The organism is Methylobacterium fujisawaense (assembly GCF_014138435.1).
GTDB classification, from domain to species: domain Bacteria; phylum Pseudomonadota; class Alphaproteobacteria; order Rhizobiales; family Beijerinckiaceae; genus Methylobacterium; species Methylobacterium fujisawaense.
Genome location: NZ_JACJIM010000001.1, coordinates 725,261 through 740,663, shown reverse-complemented (window position 1 = coordinate 740,663; position 15,403 = coordinate 725,261). Strand labels below are relative to the sequence as shown.

Annotated in this window: 13 protein-coding genes and 2 pseudogenes; 7 read left to right on the top strand and 8 right to left on the bottom strand. The window is 70.4% G+C overall.

What is annotated here, in order from left to right; translation table 11 throughout:
* Positions 1-84 precede the first annotated feature (84 nt).
* Genes GGQ91_RS03590 through eutC form a run of 7 tightly spaced genes read left to right on the top strand, consistent with a single transcriptional unit; the run spans position 85 to position 7,063 of the window.
* Positions 85-843: a DeoR/GlpR family DNA-binding transcription regulator gene (locus tag GGQ91_RS03590; protein WP_182591358.1), complete on the top strand. Its 759-nt coding sequence runs from the start codon at positions 85-87 to the stop codon at positions 841-843.
* Positions 836-2,128, top strand: a complete 1,293-nt coding sequence (locus GGQ91_RS03585; RefSeq protein WP_182591357.1) for a Zn-dependent hydrolase — start codon at positions 836-838, stop codon at positions 2,126-2,128. Before GGQ91_RS03590 ends, GGQ91_RS03585 begins: the two co-directional genes overlap by 8 nt.
* On the top strand, positions 2,125-3,105 hold the full coding sequence (locus tag GGQ91_RS03580) for a phosphotransferase (protein ID WP_043759974.1): 981 nt from the start codon (positions 2,125-2,127) through the stop codon (positions 3,103-3,105). The genes GGQ91_RS03585 and GGQ91_RS03580 overlap by 4 nt, the downstream gene beginning before the upstream one ends.
* 10 nt (positions 3,106-3,115) lie before the next feature.
* Entirely contained in the window at positions 3,116-4,051 is a 936-nt protein-coding gene (locus tag GGQ91_RS03575; RefSeq protein WP_043387991.1) for a phosphotransferase, read from the top strand.
* Positions 4,052-4,053: 2 nt separating this feature from the next.
* A complete protein-coding gene (gene hisN / locus GGQ91_RS03570; protein WP_182591355.1) occupies positions 4,054-4,842 on the top strand; it encodes a histidinol-phosphatase in 789 nt (262 codons plus the stop codon).
* Between the two features lie 29 nt (positions 4,843-4,871).
* Positions 4,872-6,275, top strand: coding sequence for an ethanolamine ammonia-lyase subunit EutB (locus GGQ91_RS03565; protein ID WP_182591354.1), 1,404 nt, complete (start codon positions 4,872-4,874; stop codon positions 6,273-6,275).
* The gene (gene eutC / locus GGQ91_RS03560; RefSeq protein WP_182591352.1) at positions 6,272-7,063 is read left to right on the top strand and encodes an ethanolamine ammonia-lyase subunit EutC; all 792 of its coding nucleotides are present in this window, start codon (positions 6,272-6,274) and stop codon (positions 7,061-7,063) included. Before GGQ91_RS03565 ends, eutC begins: the two co-directional genes overlap by 4 nt.
* A gap of 33 nt (positions 7,064-7,096) precedes the next feature.
* Here eutC and GGQ91_RS03555 read toward each other — a convergent pair whose 3' ends face one another.
* The 8 genes and pseudogenes from GGQ91_RS03555 to GGQ91_RS03520 all read right to left on the bottom strand — a co-directional run.
* Entirely contained in the window at positions 7,097-8,653 is a 1,557-nt protein-coding gene (locus GGQ91_RS03555) for an amidase (RefSeq protein WP_182591351.1), read from the bottom strand.
* 43 nt (positions 8,654-8,696) lie between these two features.
* Positions 8,697-9,422: an ABC transporter ATP-binding protein gene (locus GGQ91_RS03550; RefSeq protein ID WP_182591349.1), complete on the bottom strand. Its 726-nt coding sequence runs from the start codon at positions 9,420-9,422 to the stop codon at positions 8,697-8,699.
* 1 nt (position 9,423) lies between these two features.
* The gene (locus tag GGQ91_RS03545) at positions 9,424-10,182 is read right to left on the bottom strand and encodes an ATP-binding cassette domain-containing protein (protein WP_052083746.1); all 759 of its coding nucleotides are present in this window, start codon (positions 10,180-10,182) and stop codon (positions 9,424-9,426) included.
* Complete coding sequence (locus tag GGQ91_RS03540; RefSeq protein WP_053610313.1) at positions 10,179-11,240, bottom strand: ABC transporter permease subunit; 1,062 nt, start codon at positions 11,238-11,240, stop codon at positions 10,179-10,181. The genes GGQ91_RS03545 and GGQ91_RS03540 overlap by 4 nt, the downstream gene beginning before the upstream one ends.
* Positions 11,237-12,103, bottom strand: coding sequence for a branched-chain amino acid ABC transporter permease (locus GGQ91_RS03535; RefSeq protein WP_179697558.1), 867 nt, complete (start codon positions 12,101-12,103; stop codon positions 11,237-11,239). The genes GGQ91_RS03540 and GGQ91_RS03535 overlap by 4 nt, the downstream gene beginning before the upstream one ends.
* A gap of 5 nt (positions 12,104-12,108) precedes the next feature.
* Positions 12,109-13,353, bottom strand: coding sequence for an urea ABC transporter substrate-binding protein (locus GGQ91_RS03530; RefSeq protein ID WP_043389182.1), 1,245 nt, complete (start codon positions 13,351-13,353; stop codon positions 12,109-12,111).
* 394 nt (positions 13,354-13,747) lie between these two features.
* Positions 13,748-14,373: pseudogene (locus GGQ91_RS03525) on the bottom strand (solute symporter family protein); the annotation flags it as partial.
* A 495-nt stretch (positions 14,374-14,868) separates the two neighbouring features.
* Positions 14,869-15,363: pseudogene (locus tag GGQ91_RS03520) on the bottom strand (transposase); the annotation flags it as partial.
* Positions 15,364-15,403 lie beyond the last annotated feature (40 nt).

The following is a 15,403-nucleotide window of genomic DNA, read 5'->3' as shown; positions in this document are numbered from 1 at the left end:
TTGCGGCCCGTCGAGGACCATGCCAACCCGTTCCTAGGTTGCGTCCCGTCACGAGGGATTACAACCCTGGGGAGACGGACGCCGATGAGTATAACCGAGCCGCGCCTGCAACTGATCCTGACGGAGTTGCAGCGCGACGGTCGCGTATCGGTCAACGAGTTGGCGAGCCGCCTCGGAATCAGCACCGAGACGGTCCGGCGCGACCTGCGGGACCTTGAGATGCGCGGGCATGCCCGCCGGGTCTACGGCGGCGCCGTCATCGACCAGAAGAAGGACGATCAGCCCTTCGACGAGCGGGCGCGCGTCGGCATGCGCGAGAAGGCGCGCATCGCGACAGCCGCCCTGGCGCTGGTGGAGGACGGCATGACCGTCTTCATCGATACCGGCACCACGACCCTGGCCTTCGCCCGGCAGTTGGTCGGCCGGCGGATCACCATCCATACCAATTCCATCGGCATCGCCACCCTGTTCGCCGACGATCCGCAATCGCAGGTGACCGTGCTCGGCGGCGAGATGAAGCCGCATTACCGCGGGCTGTTCGGCCACCGCACCGTCGCGGCCGTGCGCGAGCACGTCTACGACCTCGCCGTCATGGGCATCGTGACCGTGCATCGCGAGCACGGCTTCATGGATCTCGGCCAGGAGGAGGCGGTCCTGCGCCGCGCCGCCGTCGAGCAGACCCGGCGCTCGGTGATCCTGGCCGACAGCTCGAAATTCGGGCGGCTCGGCACGATCCGGACCCTCGGTCTCGGCGACGTCGACACGCTCGTCACCAACGCGCCCCTGGCGAGCGATTTCGCCGACGCCTTCCGAAACCTGAACGTGGATGTGCTCCATGCCTGAGACACCGTCGCCGTCCTCCGTGCGGATCGATGCCGCTCGCCTCCACGGGATGATGGACGCCGTATCGCGCTTCGGTGGCGGCGGCGACGGGTCGATGACGCGCCTCGCGCTCTCGGCCCAGGACGGCGCCGCCCGCGACTGGCTCGGCGGCTGGTTCCGGGAGAACGGGTTCACGCCGCAGGTCGACCGGATCGGCAACCAGTTCGGCCGCGTCGACCTCGCCGGGGGGAACGCGCCGACGATCATGGTCGGCTCCCACCTCGACAGCCAGCCCAATGGCGGCCGCTTCGACGGTGCTCTCGGCGTCGTCGCGGCCTGCGAGGCGATCCGTGCCGTGCGTGCGTCCCTCGCGGAGCGCGGGCTGAGGTCGGCCTGCAACTTCGTCGTCGCTAACTGGACCAACGAGGAGGGCGCCCGCTTCCAGCCGAGCCTCCTCGGCAGCAGCGTGTTCGCCGGCCAGGCCGAGCTGGCCTGGGCCCTGGAGCGCCGCGACGGCGCCGGGATCGCGGTCGACGAGGCCCTGGCGGCGATCGGCTATGCCGGGACCGACACGGTCCCCGTGCCGGACGCGTTCATCGAGCTCCACATCGAGGGCGGCCCCGTGCTGGAGCGCGAGGGTAAGCGGTTCGGCGCCTTCACCCGCTACTGGGGAGCCACCAAGTACCGCCTCGCCTTCCTCGGCCGGCAGGCCCATACCGGCCCGACCCCGATGGCCGAGCGCCGCGATGCCCTGCTGGCGGCCGCCTATCTGATCGCCGACCTGAAGGACATGGTGGCCGATTACGGGCTCGACCTGCACACCTCGGTCGGGCGGCTGGAGGTCTTCCCGAACTCGCCCAACACCGTCCCGAGCGAGGCGGTTCTGTTCATCGAGCTGCGCTCCGGCGCGCCGGCGATCCTGGAGGAGGCAGAAGCACGGCTCAGGACATTCATCGCCGCGGCGGCGGCGCGGGCCGGCGTCGAATCGGAGGTCCGCGCCATCGATCTGCGGCCCGCGGGCGCCATGCATCTCGGCCTCGTCCGGCTCGCGGAGCGGGCCGGCGCCCGCAATGACGCGCCGCCCCGGCCCCTCGACACGATCGGCGGCCACGACGCGATCAGCCTGGCGGCGGTCTGCCCGGCGATCGTGCTGGCGGTGCCCTGCCGGGACGGGGTGATGCACCATCCGACCGAGTTCGCCACCCCGGAGGATCAGGCCTTCGGCACCCAGGTCCTGGCCGACATGCTGATGCTGCTGGCCACGGAGGGTCTCGCGGCCCTCGGCACCGGGGGAGAGGTCCGGTGAAGGCGCCGGGCGCGCCCGACGGCGCTCACGAGCGGCTGGCCGAGGAGGCCCTCGCGGCGATCCCCCTCCTGGCGAACCGGCCGGTCCGCTACGGCGTGGCGTGCCCGGGCGCGGCGTCGCCGTCGTACCACGGCGTCGAGTCGGCCACCTTCCTGGTGGCGCCGGCGCCGGATGCGGACCCGGACTACTTCCTCAAGGTCACCGAGCCGGCCGCGGCCGCTCTCATCGACCCCGCCGCCGCGTTCGAGGCCGCGACGCGGATCGCCGTGCTGGGGCTCGGCCCCGAGCCGCTGCATCTGGCGCAGGCACAGGGGGCGATCCTGTTCCGCCGCCTCGGCCCCGAATGGCGCCCGGCCTCCCTCGACCGCCTGCGCCAGCCCGATGCCATGACGGCGGTGATCGGGGCCTTCGACCGCATCGGCGCCGGCGCGCCGTTCGGCCGCCGGTGGAGCGTCTTCGACGGCATCCGGACCCTGCGCGCGGCCCTCGGCGCCGAGGGCGAGACCCTGCCGGCGGACCTGCCGCCGGACGCGTGGTTCCTCTTCGACTGGGGCGACGCCATCGAGGCGGCGCTCGCCGCCGCCGGGACCGGGTGCCGTCCGGCTCACGCCGACCCGCACGCCTCCAACCTGCTGTTCGCGCCGGACGGCGCGCTGCGCCTCGTCGACTTCGACATGGCCTGCGATACCGACCCGCATCATCAGCTCGGCGCCTTCCTCAACGAGGCCTGTCCGTTCGAGAGCGAGATGCGACTTGGCATCGAAATCGCTGAGGGGACCTGCCGGGCGGACGTGTTCAGCCGCTGCCGCGCCTACGCCGCCGCCGATGATCTGTACTGGGGTCTGCGGGCGCTCGCGATGGACCGTGTCTCGCCCCGGCGCAGCCTGGAGTTCCGGAAATATGCGAGCTGGCGACTTCTGCGCTGCCGCACGCGGGTCAGCCGCCCGGACTTCGAGGAAACCCTGAGGACGCTGTGAGGAGCGCGGCATGATCCCTTTCGGAGGCGGACGCACCGAGGCCGAGCGAGCCTTCGAGGCGACCCTTCACCGGGTTGCCCCGTGGCAGGGGCGGCCGATGCACTATCGGCCGGTCCTGGGCGGCATCAGCAACACGAACTGGCGCGTCGAGGTCGCGGGCGAGGCGCACCCCTATTTCGTGAAGATGCCCGGGCGGGGCACCGAGATGTTCATCGATCGGGCCGCCGCCCGCGCCGCGAGCCGGCAGGCGGAGGCGATCGGCCTCGGCCCGCGCACCTTCGACTATCTCGACGCGGAAGACGTGGAGATCGCGGAGTTCGTGGAGGGCCGCCGGCCCTCCACCAACCGCGACTTCGCCGACGCGGCCGTGCGCAGCGAGGCGATTGCCCTCTATCGTCGCTTCCACGACGCGCCTCTGCTGCCGCTAACCAAGACGGTGTTCGACATGATCGACGAGCACGACCGTCAGGCCGTCGACCTCGGCGCGCTGCTGCCGCCCGATCAGGCTTGGCTCACCCGTCAGACGCGCCTCGCACGGGCTGCCCTGGAGGCCTCCGGCATCGACCTCGTGCCCTGCTTCAACGATCCGATGCCCGGCAACTTCCTGATCGGCGAGGACGGTTCGATCCTGCTGATCGACTTCGAATATGCCTCCAACAACGATCGCCTCTACGATCTCGCGATCTGGAGCGGAGAAATGTTCTTCTCCGAGGACGTCGATCGCACGGTGATCGAGATGTATTTCGGTCGGTACAGCGACCAGCTCTTCGCTCGGCTGATGGTGCATAAAGCTCTGGCCGACGTGAAATGGTCGACCTGGGCGATGGTGCAGAACCGCATCTCGGACCTCGACTTCGATTTCTACAAGTACGGCATCTGGAAACACATGCGCGCCCGCTCGATCATGAACGACACGCGGTGGCCTGCTTTCCTGAAGGCGCTCTAACCATGCCGGAAGCGCTTCCCTCCGCAGGCGAGATTCTGGCTTTCGCGACCGGGCTCGCCGACGCGGCCCGACCGGTGGCGATGCGCCACTTCCGCACGGAACTCGACATCATCGCAAAGGCGGATGCGAGCCCCGTGACCCTGGCGGACCGGGCGATCGAAGCGCTCCTGCGCGAGCGCATCGCGGCGCGCTTTCCGGAGCACGGCATCGTCGGCGAGGAGATGGGTGTGACGCCGGGCGAGGGCCCGGTCTGGGTCATCGACCCGATCGACGGCACCAAGAGCTTCGTGACCGGACTGCCGCTGTTCGGAACCTTGATCGCCCTCCTCGACGGCGGCCGGCCGTTGGTCGGCGTCATCGACATGCCGGCCCTCGGCGAGCGCTGGGCGGGCATGCCGGGCGCGGCCACGTTCAACGGGGCGCCGACCCGGGCCAGCACCTGCCGGTCCCTCGCCGCGGCGCGGTTCTTCACGACCACGCCCGACGGCTTTTCCGGTTCGGACGCGGCGCGCTACCGGCGCCTCGTCGACCGCGTCGGCATCCGGCGGTTCTGCGGCGATTGCTACGCCTACGGTCTGCTGGCCTCCGGCCATTGCGATCTGGTCGCGGAGACCGGCCTCCAGCCCTACGATTACCTCGCCCTCGTCCCGGTGATCGAGGCGGCCGGCGGCGTGATCACCGACTGGGCGGGCTCCGCGCTGACCCTCGACTCGGACGGGCGGGTGCTCGCCGCCGCCACGCCCGACCTGCACGAGGCCGCCCTCGACATCCTGCAGGATCGGGGTCCCTGACGTCCGACAGCGCGCCGGGAGCGCCCGCCATGGCCTACGCGACGACGATCGAAGGCACACGCTTCACCTTCCCCGACCTGCGCCGCCTCCTCGCCAAGGCGACGCCGGAGCGGTCCGGCGACCAGCTCGCCGGCCTCTGCGCCGACGGGCCGGTCGAGCGCCTGGCCGCGCAGATCGCGCTGGCGGACCTGCCGCTGAAGACCTTCCTGGCCGAGGAGCTGATCCCCTCGGAGGAGGACGAGGTCTCGGACCTGATCGCCCGCCGGCACGATGCGGCGGCCTTCGCGCCGGTCTCGTCCCTCACGGTCGGCGCCTTCCGCGAGTGGCTGCTCTCCCCCGCCGCCGACGCGCGGGCGCTCGCCGCCCTCGCGCCCGGCCTCACCCCCGAGATGGTCGCGGCGGTCTCGAAGATCTGCCGGCTGCAGGATCTCGTCGCGGTGGCCGCCAAGCGGCCGGTCGTGACGCGCTTCCGCTCCACGATCGGCCTGCCCGGACGCCTCGCCACCCGGAACCAGCCGAACCATCCGACCGATTCGTCCGAGGGCATCCTGATCTCGGCCCTCGACGGCCTGCTGATGGGCTCGGGCGACGCGGTCATCGGGGTGAACCCGGCCACCGATTCGCTGCCGGATTACATCCGCATCGTCGAGCTTCTGGAGACCCTGCGGCTGCGCCTCGACGTGCCGACCCAGCATTGCTGCCTCGGCCACGTCACCGTGGCGATCGAGGCCATGGCGAAAGGCGCGCCCGTCGATCTCGTGTTCCAGTCGGTGGCCGGCTCGCAGAAGGCCAATGCCGGCTTCGGCGTCGACCTCGCCGTCCTGCGCGAGGCCTCGGAGGCGGCGCGGGCGCTGGGCCGCTGCCCGGCGGGCGGCCAGGTCATGTATTTCGAGACCGGCCAGGGCTCGGCCCTCTCGGCCGACGCCCATTGGGGCGTCGACCAGCAGACCATGGAGGCGCGCGCCTACGCGGTGGCGCGCGAGTTCGACCCGCTCCTCGTCAACACGGTCGTGGGCTTCATCGGCCCCGAATACCTCTACAACGGCAAGCAGATCATCCGGGCCGGGCTGGAGGACCACTTCTGCGGCAAGCTGCTCGGCCTGCCGATGGGCGTGGACGTCTGCTACACCAACCATGCCGATGCCGACGGCGAGGACATGGACGCGCTCCTGACCCTGCTGTGCGCGGCCGGCGTCAACTTCGTCATCACCGTGCCGGGGGCGGACGACGTGATGCTGAACTACCAGTCGCTGTCCCACCACGACGCGGTCTTCGCCCGCGAGACCCTGGGCCGTCCGCCGGCCCCGGAATTCGAGGCGTGGCTCCGGGACGTGCGCATCACGGACGCGCAGGGCCGGCTCACCAGCGCCACGGGTGAGTTGCCCCCGGCCCTCGCCGCGGCCTCCCGGCTCCTGCCCGGGCGGGCCGCGTGAGCGACCCGGCGAAGCCGGCCAAGCCGGCCCACGCGGGCACCCCGACGCTGCGCGATCTGCGCGGGCTGACCCAGGCCCGCATCGCGCTGGGCGCGCACGGCGCCGGCCTTCCCACCGGCGCGGCGCTCGCCTTCGGCCTCGACCATGCCCGCGCCCGCGAGGCGGTCTGGACGCCCCTCGACGCGGCCGCGATCGGCGCAGCGCTGCGGGCCCAGGGCCTGGAGTCGGTCGAGGTCCGCTCCGCCGTGTCCGACCGGACGGAGTACCTGCGCCGGCCGGACCGGGGCCGCAGCCTCGCTCCGGAATCCGCCACGGTGCTCGACGGTCACGGGCCGGGCTTCGACGTCGCCATCGTGATCGCGGACGGGCTCTCGGCCACGGCGGTCGCGCTGAACGCGGTCCCCGCCGCCGCCGCGCTCGCCGCGCGGGTGCGCCGGGCGGGCTGGAGCCTCGCCCCGGTGGTCGTCGCGAGCCAGGGGCGGGTGGCGATCGGCGATCCCATCGGGGCGCGGCTGGGGGCGCGCTGCGTCGTGGTTCTGATCGGGGAGCGGCCGGGCCTGTCGGCCTCGGACAGCCTCGGCTGCTACGTGACGTTCGGCCCGGAGCCGGGGCTGCCCGATTCCCGGCGCAACTGCATCTCGAACATCCGGGAGGGCGGCCTTTCGGTCGAGGCGGCCGCCGGGCAGATGGAGGCGCTGCTGCGGGCGATGCTGGCCCAGGGCACCAGCGGCGTCGCGCTGCGCCGGGAGGATCCCGCCGATCCGACGCCGGCTCTGCCGGCCGGGTAGCCCCCGCCGCCTTCGCGGCGGGGCGCTATCCCTTCAAGCCCGGAGGTCGGGGGCCGCGCGGTGGCGGGTCGCCTGCTCGTAATCGTAGGCGAGCCCGAGGAGGTCGGCCTCGCTCCAGAGCGGCCCGACGAAGATCAGGCAGAAGGGCGAGCCCGAGGCGTAGCGGCCGGCCGGCACGACCACGCCCGGCAGCCCGGCGATGTTGATCTCGCACACGGTGGTCTCGTGGATCGTCTCCGACCCGTGCAGGGCCGGCACCGCGTCGCGGGTTTGCGGGAAGACCAGGGCGTCGAGACCCTGCTCCGCCATGACCGCGGTGAAGATGTCGAGGTAGCGCTCGCGCGCCGCCAGGAAATCCGAGAGATCCGGCGGGGCGAGGGGATCCGCGCGACAGGCCGCGAAGGCCGGCACCTGATTCATCCAGTCGAGGACGCCGCCCGGGGCCAGGGGATCTTCCGCCTTCGTGGCGGCATCGAATTCGGCGAGGGTCCGGTAGGCGGCCTGCGGACCGAGCCGTTGCAGATAGTGGTGGAGGTCGTAGAGCACGCTCTCGATGCCCCGGGCGTCGTAGTGATCGAGGCCGGCGACGGGCTGGCCGAGGTCCGCGAAGCCGCTGCCCGCGAAGGGATCGGCCGCCAGGGTGGCGCCCCGTGCGGCAATCTCATCCTGGGCCCGGGCGTAGAGCTGGATCGTCTCCGCGGAGAGGGCCCGGTCGCGCCAGCCCGGCCCGTAGAGCCCGAGGCGTTTGCCCCGCAGGGCCGTCTCGGACAGCTTGGCAGCGTAGCCGCCCTTCGGACGGCGGCCGATCCCGGCCACGGTCTTCGGATCGGCCGCGGTGTAGCCGGCCAAGGCATCGAGGGTCAGCGCCGCGTCGCGCACGCAGCGGGCGATCGGCCCGACCACGTCGCGCGTGCTGCCGGCGAGCGGGACCACCCCGGTATTGGGCACCAGGGCGAAGGTCGGCTTGATGCCGACGAGACCCTGCGCCGAGGCCGGGTTCTGGATCGAGCCGCCGGTCTCCTCGGCGAGCCCCAACACCGCGAGGCTGGCGGCGACGGCGGTCGCAGTGCCGGCGCTCGATCCGCCGGGCAGGAGGTCGGGCGCCATGGCGTTGAGCGTCGGGCCGGCCCAGCTGTCGTTGGCGTGGCTGCCCGTGGCGCTCAGCACGGGCACGTTGGTCTTGCCGAGGATGACGCAGCCGGCCGCGCGCATCCGTGCCACCACGGGCGCGTCGGTGGCGGGCATCAGGTCGACGCCCCCGGCCTTGGCGCAGAGGAAGTGCCAGCCGGCCGTGGTTGGCAGGCCGGCGACGTCCATCGTGTCCTTGATCACGACCGGCACCCCGGCCAGCGGCCCGAGGGCCTCGCCGGCGGCCCGGCGGCGGTCGATCGCCCGCGCCTCCTCGACGGCGTGCGGGTTGAGGAAGATCACCGCGTTGTAGCGCGGGTTGTAGTTCTCGATCCGGGCCAGGAAGGCTCGGGTCAGGGCCTCGGCCGTCACGCCGCGCGCGAAGGCGGCCTGGGCGTCGGCGACGGTCATCTCGGACAGCATCCCGGCGAGATCGGGCGCGTCGGTCGGGGCGGCATCCATCGGAAACTCCGGGCTTGGGACGGACAGGCGGGGCGTCGGCGGCTCAGGCCATGCCGACGAATTCGTCGATCAGCGATCGGTCGCGTGCGACCTCGGGCGGGACCTCGCGGGTGATGACGCCCTTCTGAAGGATCAGGATGCGCTCCGAGAGGCCGGTGATGCAGGTGAGGTTCTGCTCGACGAGGAGCAGCGCGATCCCGCGCTCGCGCCCGATCCGCAGGAGGATCTCGATGATCTCCTCGATGATCGAGGGCTGGATGCCCTCCGTCGGCTCGTCCAGCAGCAGGATGGTCGGCCCGCCGCAGAGGCAGCGGGCGAGTGCCAGCAATTGCTGCTCGCCGCCCGACAGGGCGCCCCCGGGCCGGTCGAGATAGGCCTTCAGCCGGGGGAAGGTGGCGAGGATGTCGGCGATGGTCTCGTCCTCGCCGCGCTTCGACAGGAGGCAGCCCATGCGCAGATTCTCGCGCACGCTGAGCGCCGGAAAGATCTCCCGGCCCTGGGGGACGTAGCCGAGGCCCATCCGGGCCCGGGCTGTCGGGCTGCGCCGGGTGATGTCGGCCCCCTCGAACCGGACCTCCCCGGCGGTGGCCGGCAGGTAGCCCATCAGGGTGCGCAGCAGCGTGGTCTTGCCCATGCCGTTGTGGCCGAGGATGCCGACGAACTCCCCCGGGCGTACCGCGAGGGTGACGCCGCCGAGGATCGGGATGCGGCCGTAGCCGGAATGCAGGCCCTCGACGGAGAGGAGCGGCGGGCTGGCTGAGGCGGTCATGTCAGGCGGCCTGCTTGCCGAGATAGACGTCGCGGACGCGGGCATCGGCCAGCACAGCGTCCACCGTATCCTCCATGAGGATCCGGCCCTGGTTGAACACCGTCACGGTCTTGGCGATCATCCGGATGAACGGCATGTCGTGCTCCACCACGATGAGGGCGTGGGTGCGGTTGATCTCGCGGATCAGCTCCGCCGTGCGGTGGACCTCCTCGTGGGTCATGCCGGCTGCGGGCTCGTCCAGGAGGATCAGCTCGGGCTCCTGGGCCAGCACGGTGGCGATCTCGACCCATTGCCGCTGGCCGTGGGCGAGCTGGCCGACGGTCCGCCCGGCGATGCCCGTGAGGTTGAGGCGCGTCAGCGTCTCGTCGACGATGCGGCGGGTGCGGGCGATGGACTTGCGCCGCCCGGCCGCCACGAAGACGTTCTCGTGGACCGAGAGGCCGTTGAACACGTTGGGCACCTGCGTCTTGATGCCGACGCCGAGCCGCGCGATGGCGTGGGGCTCGGCCCCGGTGATGTCGGTGTCGCGCAGGCGGATCCGGCCCTCTGTGGGTTTGAGCTGACCGGTCAGGATCTTGAAGAAGGTGCTCTTGCCGGCGCCGTTGGGGCCGATCAGGCAGCGCAGCTCGACCTCCCCGAGGGTGAAGTCGACATCGGCCACCGCGGTCACGCCGCCGAACCGCATGGTCACGCCGCGAGCCTCGACGAGGGGGCGCAGCGGCGCGCCGTGATGGCCCGTGAGCGGGCTCGGGGCGTTCATCGTGCGCTCCCCGTGGCGAGCCCGTCCTGCGCCGTGCCGGCGACCCTGCGCGGCCGCCGCTCCAGCAGGCGCAGGCCGAGGCTGCGGGCGACCGGGACGAGGCCCTGGGGCACCAGCAGGACGAAGCCGACCAGGACGAGACCGAGGCCGAGGTTGGAATCCACCGCGCTCTGGCTGCCGGCGGCGATGATCAGCGCCTGGATCAGCACCGCGCCGAGCATCGGCCCGATCAGGGTGCCGAGACCGCCGACCAGCACGTAGATGATCACCTGCGCCGACATCGGCAGGGCGAAGACCGTCGGGCTGATGAAGCCGCCCCAGTTGGCGTAGAGGCAGCCGGCGAGGCCCGCGACCCCGGCGGCGATCATGAAGGCGATGAGCTTGTAGAGGCGCGGGTCGTAGCCGATCAGCTGCGCCCGCGTCTCGTTCTCGCGGATCGCCACCACCACGCGGCCGAGGCGGCTCGCCAGGATCCCCCGCAGCAGGGCGTAGACGAGGATCAGCGCGCCCATCGCGGCGTACCAGATCCCCTCGATGTCCAGGGGCTCGTCGGGATGGCCGGGCGCGTTGAGGGCGGGGATCGCCGGGATGCCGTTGAAGCCGCCGAGTTCCGCCACGCCGATCCGGTACTGGCTGCCCGAGGTGGCGTTGACGAGCTGGAACAGGATCACCGACACGGTGAGCGTGATGACGCCGATATAGGCGTCGCTGATCCGGCCGTAGAACATGAAGTAGCCGAGCAGGCCGGCAAACAGCATCGGCACCAGGATCGACAGCAGCACCGGCACGCTGCTGTCGCCCATGTTGAGGACCGCGACCGCGTAGGCGTAGCCGCCGAGCCCCAGGAAGGCGGCCTGCCCGAAGCACATCACCCCCGCGAAGCCCCAGACGAAGCCCTGCGAGAGGCCGAACATCGCGAGCGCCGCGAAGCCGGTGCATTGAACGAGGCCGAACGTATCGAGGGCGTGCGGCGCCCCGAACAGGATGGCGAGGCCGAGGGCCAGGGTCGCCAGGAATCCCGCGGCGGAGAGCCGGCGGGCGGGGGCTGCGGAGGTCATAGGCTGCGCCTCAGGTAGCGGCCGGTGATGCCTTGCGGGAGGACGCGGATCAGCAGGATCGCCGCGACGAGGAGGGCGACGTCGCCGATGACCGGCGTCGTCTTGAACGAGACGAGTTCGTTGATGACGCCGAACAGGCTGGAAGCGAGGCCGGTGCCGGTGACGATGGCGGGGCCGCCGCCGAGAACGGTGATGAAGGCGCGGGCGATGTAGGCCGCGCCCATGGCCGGGGAGACGCCCGAGATCGGGGCAAGGACCCCGCCGGCAAGGCCCGCCAGGGCGGCGCCGAGGGCGAAGGTCGCCATGTAGATGCGGTTCGGCTGCACCCCTAGCGCCGCGGCCATGCGCGGGTTCTGCATGGTCGCGCGCAGGATCAGGCCGAACTTGGTGAAGCGCAGCACCAGGAACATCGCTCCCAGCGCGGCCAAAGCCGTCGCCACGATGACGAGGCTGTAGAGGCTCGCCCCGTAGCGCCCGATGTCGAAGCTGCCGACCGGCGTCGAGACCCCGCGCACCACGTTGCCGTAGAGCGTGGTGATCAGCCCGATCAAGCCCAGGCTGATGCCCCAGGTGGCGAGCATCGTGTCCATCATCCGCCCGTAGAGGAAGCGGATGACGGTGCGCTCCAGGATCAGCCCGATCGCGCCGACCACCAGGGGCGGCAGGACGAGCATCGCGATCCAGATGTTGACCCCGGCCCCGCTCGCCATGACCGCCGTGTAGGCGCCGAGCATCATGAATTCGCCGTGGGCGAGATTGATGATCCGCATCATCCCGTAGATCACCCCGAGGCCGAGGGTGATCAGGACCAGGGTGGCGATGCCGGTGATGACGTTGAAGGCGAGCAGTCCGGCGAGATCCATCGCCCTCAGCCCTTCAGGTCCGGCGTGAACTGCTTGTTGGTGCGCGGATTCTTGATCAGATCGCAGGCGCCGCCGGTATCGGCCGGGAACGAGTTCGGGAAGGTGGCGAGGATCTCCCACTTCCGGTCCTTCGGGCGGGCCAGATAGGTGTTGCGGATGGTGTGGTGGGTGGCGCCGTCCATCGTGACCTTGCCGGTCGGGGACTCGATCGACAGGCCGCTCTCCAGGGCGGCGATGACCTTGTCGCGCTCGATCGAGCCGGCCTTCTTCACCGCCTCGGCCCAGAACAGGATGCCTTCGTAGGTGGCGGTGTCGAGCTCGCTGAGATCCGTGACGTCGGCGCCGAACTTCGCCTGCATGCCGGCGACGAAGGCCTTGCTCGCGGGTGTGTCGAGGTCGTTGTACCAGCCGTAGCAGGTGATGATCCCGTTCGTCGTGGAGGGATCCATCGTCGTCAGTTCGTCGCCGAGCCCGAACACGCTCGACCCGACCGGAATCTTGGACTTCATGCCCGCCGCGTCCCATTGGCGATAGAAGCCCGAATGGTTGGCGCCGACCAGTGCCGAGAGGACGAGATCGGGCTGCGCCTGCTGGATGCGGCTGATCGCGGACGAGAAGTTGGTGACGTCGAGGGGGAAGAAGTCGGTGCCCAGCACCGAGCCGCCGCCGTCCTTCATGAACTTCGTCATCCAGCTCGCGGTGATGTGTCCGTAATTGTAGTCCGCCGCGATGATGTAGGCCTTCTTGCCCCAGGTCTTGAGGGCATAATCGACGATGTGGTTGACGGTCTGCGCGGGGGTCGACCCGGTGCAGAACACGTTGCGGTCGCAGACGCCGCCCTCGTACTGGGTGTTGTAGAAGTAGAGAGTCCTCGCTCGGTCGAAGATGGGCCGGATCGCCTCGCGTGAAGCCGAGGTGATGCCGCCCTGGATGACGTCGACCTTGTCCTTGAGCGCGAGCTGCTGGGCATACTGGGTGTAGAGCTGCATCGACGATTGCGTGTCGTAGGCGATGAGCTGGATCGGCCGCCCCAGCAGCCCGCCGGCCTTGTTAAGTTGCTCGACCGCGTACTCGGTGGTCTCGATCATCCGCTTGCCTTCGAGGCCCAGCGCGCCCGATCCGTCGAGCAGGCTGCCGAGCTTGATCGGTTCGGCGGCGAGGCCCTTCCGCGCGACGAACGGCATCGCGACGGTGCCGGCTGCGGACGCCATCGCCAGTTTCAGCACCTTTCGACGGTCCATCGCACTCATCCCCCGAACTCCTCTCGACGTCGCGCTTCGGGTCCGGTGACCGGAAGCGGGCGGACAGGAGATTCGCAAGGTCGATGCCAATCAATCTCACAGATCGGTCAAAAATCGGAAGCGCGGCATCGGCGGAAGCGACGGGACGAGGTGCAGGCGGGGCATCGTGACAGCAGACAATCCACACAACGATCACGACGCCGCGGCAGTGAACCGGGCCACGGTGCGGTCCTACCAAGCATGGTGTCCCGTCGGAGGGTCTCGCACGCACGCCGGCCTTCAGCGGCGAGAACGCTCTCCGTCCCTCTCAGGCCTCTTGATACCGACAGACCGTCCGCCGGAGCTTGAACGCGGGGACAGGGCGTCAATCGACACCCCATCCCATTGCGTCGGAGACCAGAAGTCAGCGTTCCGGATAGGCTTCCCGCGCCTTCCCGAACATGATCCGGTGGCGCATCTCGCGGAAGGTGCTCGCGACGCCGTCCTCTCGAGTGAGGAGCGAGACGGCGACCGCCACGATGAAGGACAGCGGCATACTGATGATGGCCGGGTTCTTCATCGGGACGAACCACCAGGCTCGCGAGGCGTCGGCGAGGTTCTTCCCGAGCATGTCCACCTGAACGGTGGGTGACAGCCCTATCATCAGGAGGGCGGAGAACGTCCCGACGCCGATGCTGGCGACCGCCGCCGGGGTCATGAACCGCTTCCAGGTGATGGACAGAAGCAGCGCGGGAAAGTTCGCGGAGGCCGCGACGGCGAAGGCGAGCCCGGCCATGAACGCGACGTTCTGACCCTCGAAGACGATGCCCAGGAACACCGCCAGGGCGGCGATGGCGACCGTCGCGATCCGCGCGACCGTGAGCTGCTCGGACTCGGAGGAATGCCCATGGCGAACGACGTTGACCCAGAGGTCGTGGCAGACCGTCGCCACCCCGGACAGCGTCAGTCCTGCGACGACCGCAAGCATCGTCGCGAACGCCACGGCGCAGATGAAGCCGAAAACCCGCTTCCCCCGACCGTGAGGGCGAGTTCCAGGAAGAAGGTTAGGCCATTCCGATCGAACATGCCGCGCCCTGAGCCGATCGAAGCGTAGCTCGTTCGCTTGAGCCGCGGAAGTGGCGGGCGTCGCCACGAATGCTGGCAACCCTGGCCGAGCAGACGATCGCAGGACAGGACAGCATCCACATCATGGCGGAATCGGACCTCATGGGATCGCAGGGAAACTCGCGGGCTGACACGCTCTTCGACAATCGAAGGTGGAGCGTCCTGTGTGGAAGGCGCCCGCATTGCAAGTGACGAGTTGGGCTTCGGACGCGTTGGTCGGGTGCCGTCTTGTGTCCGGCCTGTCGATGCAGGCGTTGATGTTGACCGCTGGCCCTGATGGTATCCGCGCGCTGGGTCCCACTCTGCTTTGCGAGCCATGACGCCGACGACGTATTCCGGGGTGTCCCGCCTCCCGGTCTGACCGGTTCGCCATCAAGTCTCATCGTCCGCGCAACCTGGAAAAGTCTCCTCGCCGTGCCGTCAGGCGGCAATGGCCGCCGGTATGCGGTCGCTACCGCCGCGGGTCATGATCGCCCAGGCGACACGTGCGGTGCGATTGGCCGCCGCAACAGTCACAACGCGGACCGGCTTGCGCTGGAGCAGCGCCGGCAGCCGCGGGTCGACCGAGGTCGGCATCGCCTTCGCGCGCCGGACCAGAGGGGTCAGGCCGATCACGAGCAGACGGCGCAGGTCGCGGTCGCCCATGCGCGAGATCCGGCCCAGGCGCTCCTTGCCGCCGCTGGAGTTCTGCAGCGGTGTCCGGCCCAGCGAGGGGGCGAACCGTCGACCATTGCGGAAGCGCTCGGGCCTACTCACCGAAGCGGCCAGCGCCGTCGCCGAGACGATGCCGAGACCGGGGATCGTCGCCAGGCGCCGCGACAGGTCACTGTCCCGATGCCAGGCCAGCAGCGCCTTCTCGAGTCGGGTGAGCGGGATCTGCACGGCGCCGATCTGATCGGCCAGCCCGGTCACCACGACGGTGGTAATCTCCAGGGGGATGGCTCCTGCAGCCGCG

Bases quoted from the DNA above. Each gene is read 5' to 3' on its own strand.
- GGQ91_RS03590 (WP_182591358.1), top strand. From the start codon at position 85: ATGAGTATAACCGAGCCGCGCCTGCAACTGATCCTGACGGAGTTGCAG.
- GGQ91_RS03585 (WP_182591357.1), top strand. From the start codon at position 836: ATGCCTGAGACACCGTCGCCGTCCTCCGTGCGGATCGATGCCGCTCGC.
- GGQ91_RS03575 (WP_043387991.1), top strand. From the start codon at position 3,116: ATGATCCCTTTCGGAGGCGGACGCACCGAGGCCGAGCGAGCCTTCGAG.
- hisN (WP_182591355.1), top strand. From the start codon at position 4,054: ATGCCGGAAGCGCTTCCCTCCGCAGGCGAGATTCTGGCTTTCGCGACC.
- GGQ91_RS03565 (WP_182591354.1), top strand. From the start codon at position 4,872: ATGGCCTACGCGACGACGATCGAAGGCACACGCTTCACCTTCCCCGAC.
- GGQ91_RS03555 (WP_182591351.1), bottom strand. From the start codon at position 8,653: ATGGATGCCGCCCCGACCGACGCGCCCGATCTCGCCGGGATGCTGTCC.
- GGQ91_RS03550 (WP_182591349.1), bottom strand. From the start codon at position 9,422: ATGACCGCCTCAGCCAGCCCGCCGCTCCTCTCCGTCGAGGGCCTGCAT.
- GGQ91_RS03545 (WP_052083746.1), bottom strand. From the start codon at position 10,182: ATGAACGCCCCGAGCCCGCTCACGGGCCATCACGGCGCGCCGCTGCGC.
- GGQ91_RS03540 (WP_053610313.1), bottom strand. From the start codon at position 11,240: ATGACCTCCGCAGCCCCCGCCCGCCGGCTCTCCGCCGCGGGATTCCTG.
- GGQ91_RS03535 (WP_179697558.1), bottom strand. From the start codon at position 12,103: ATGGATCTCGCCGGACTGCTCGCCTTCAACGTCATCACCGGCATCGCC.
- GGQ91_RS03530 (WP_043389182.1), bottom strand. From the start codon at position 13,353: ATGAGTGCGATGGACCGTCGAAAGGTGCTGAAACTGGCGATGGCGTCC.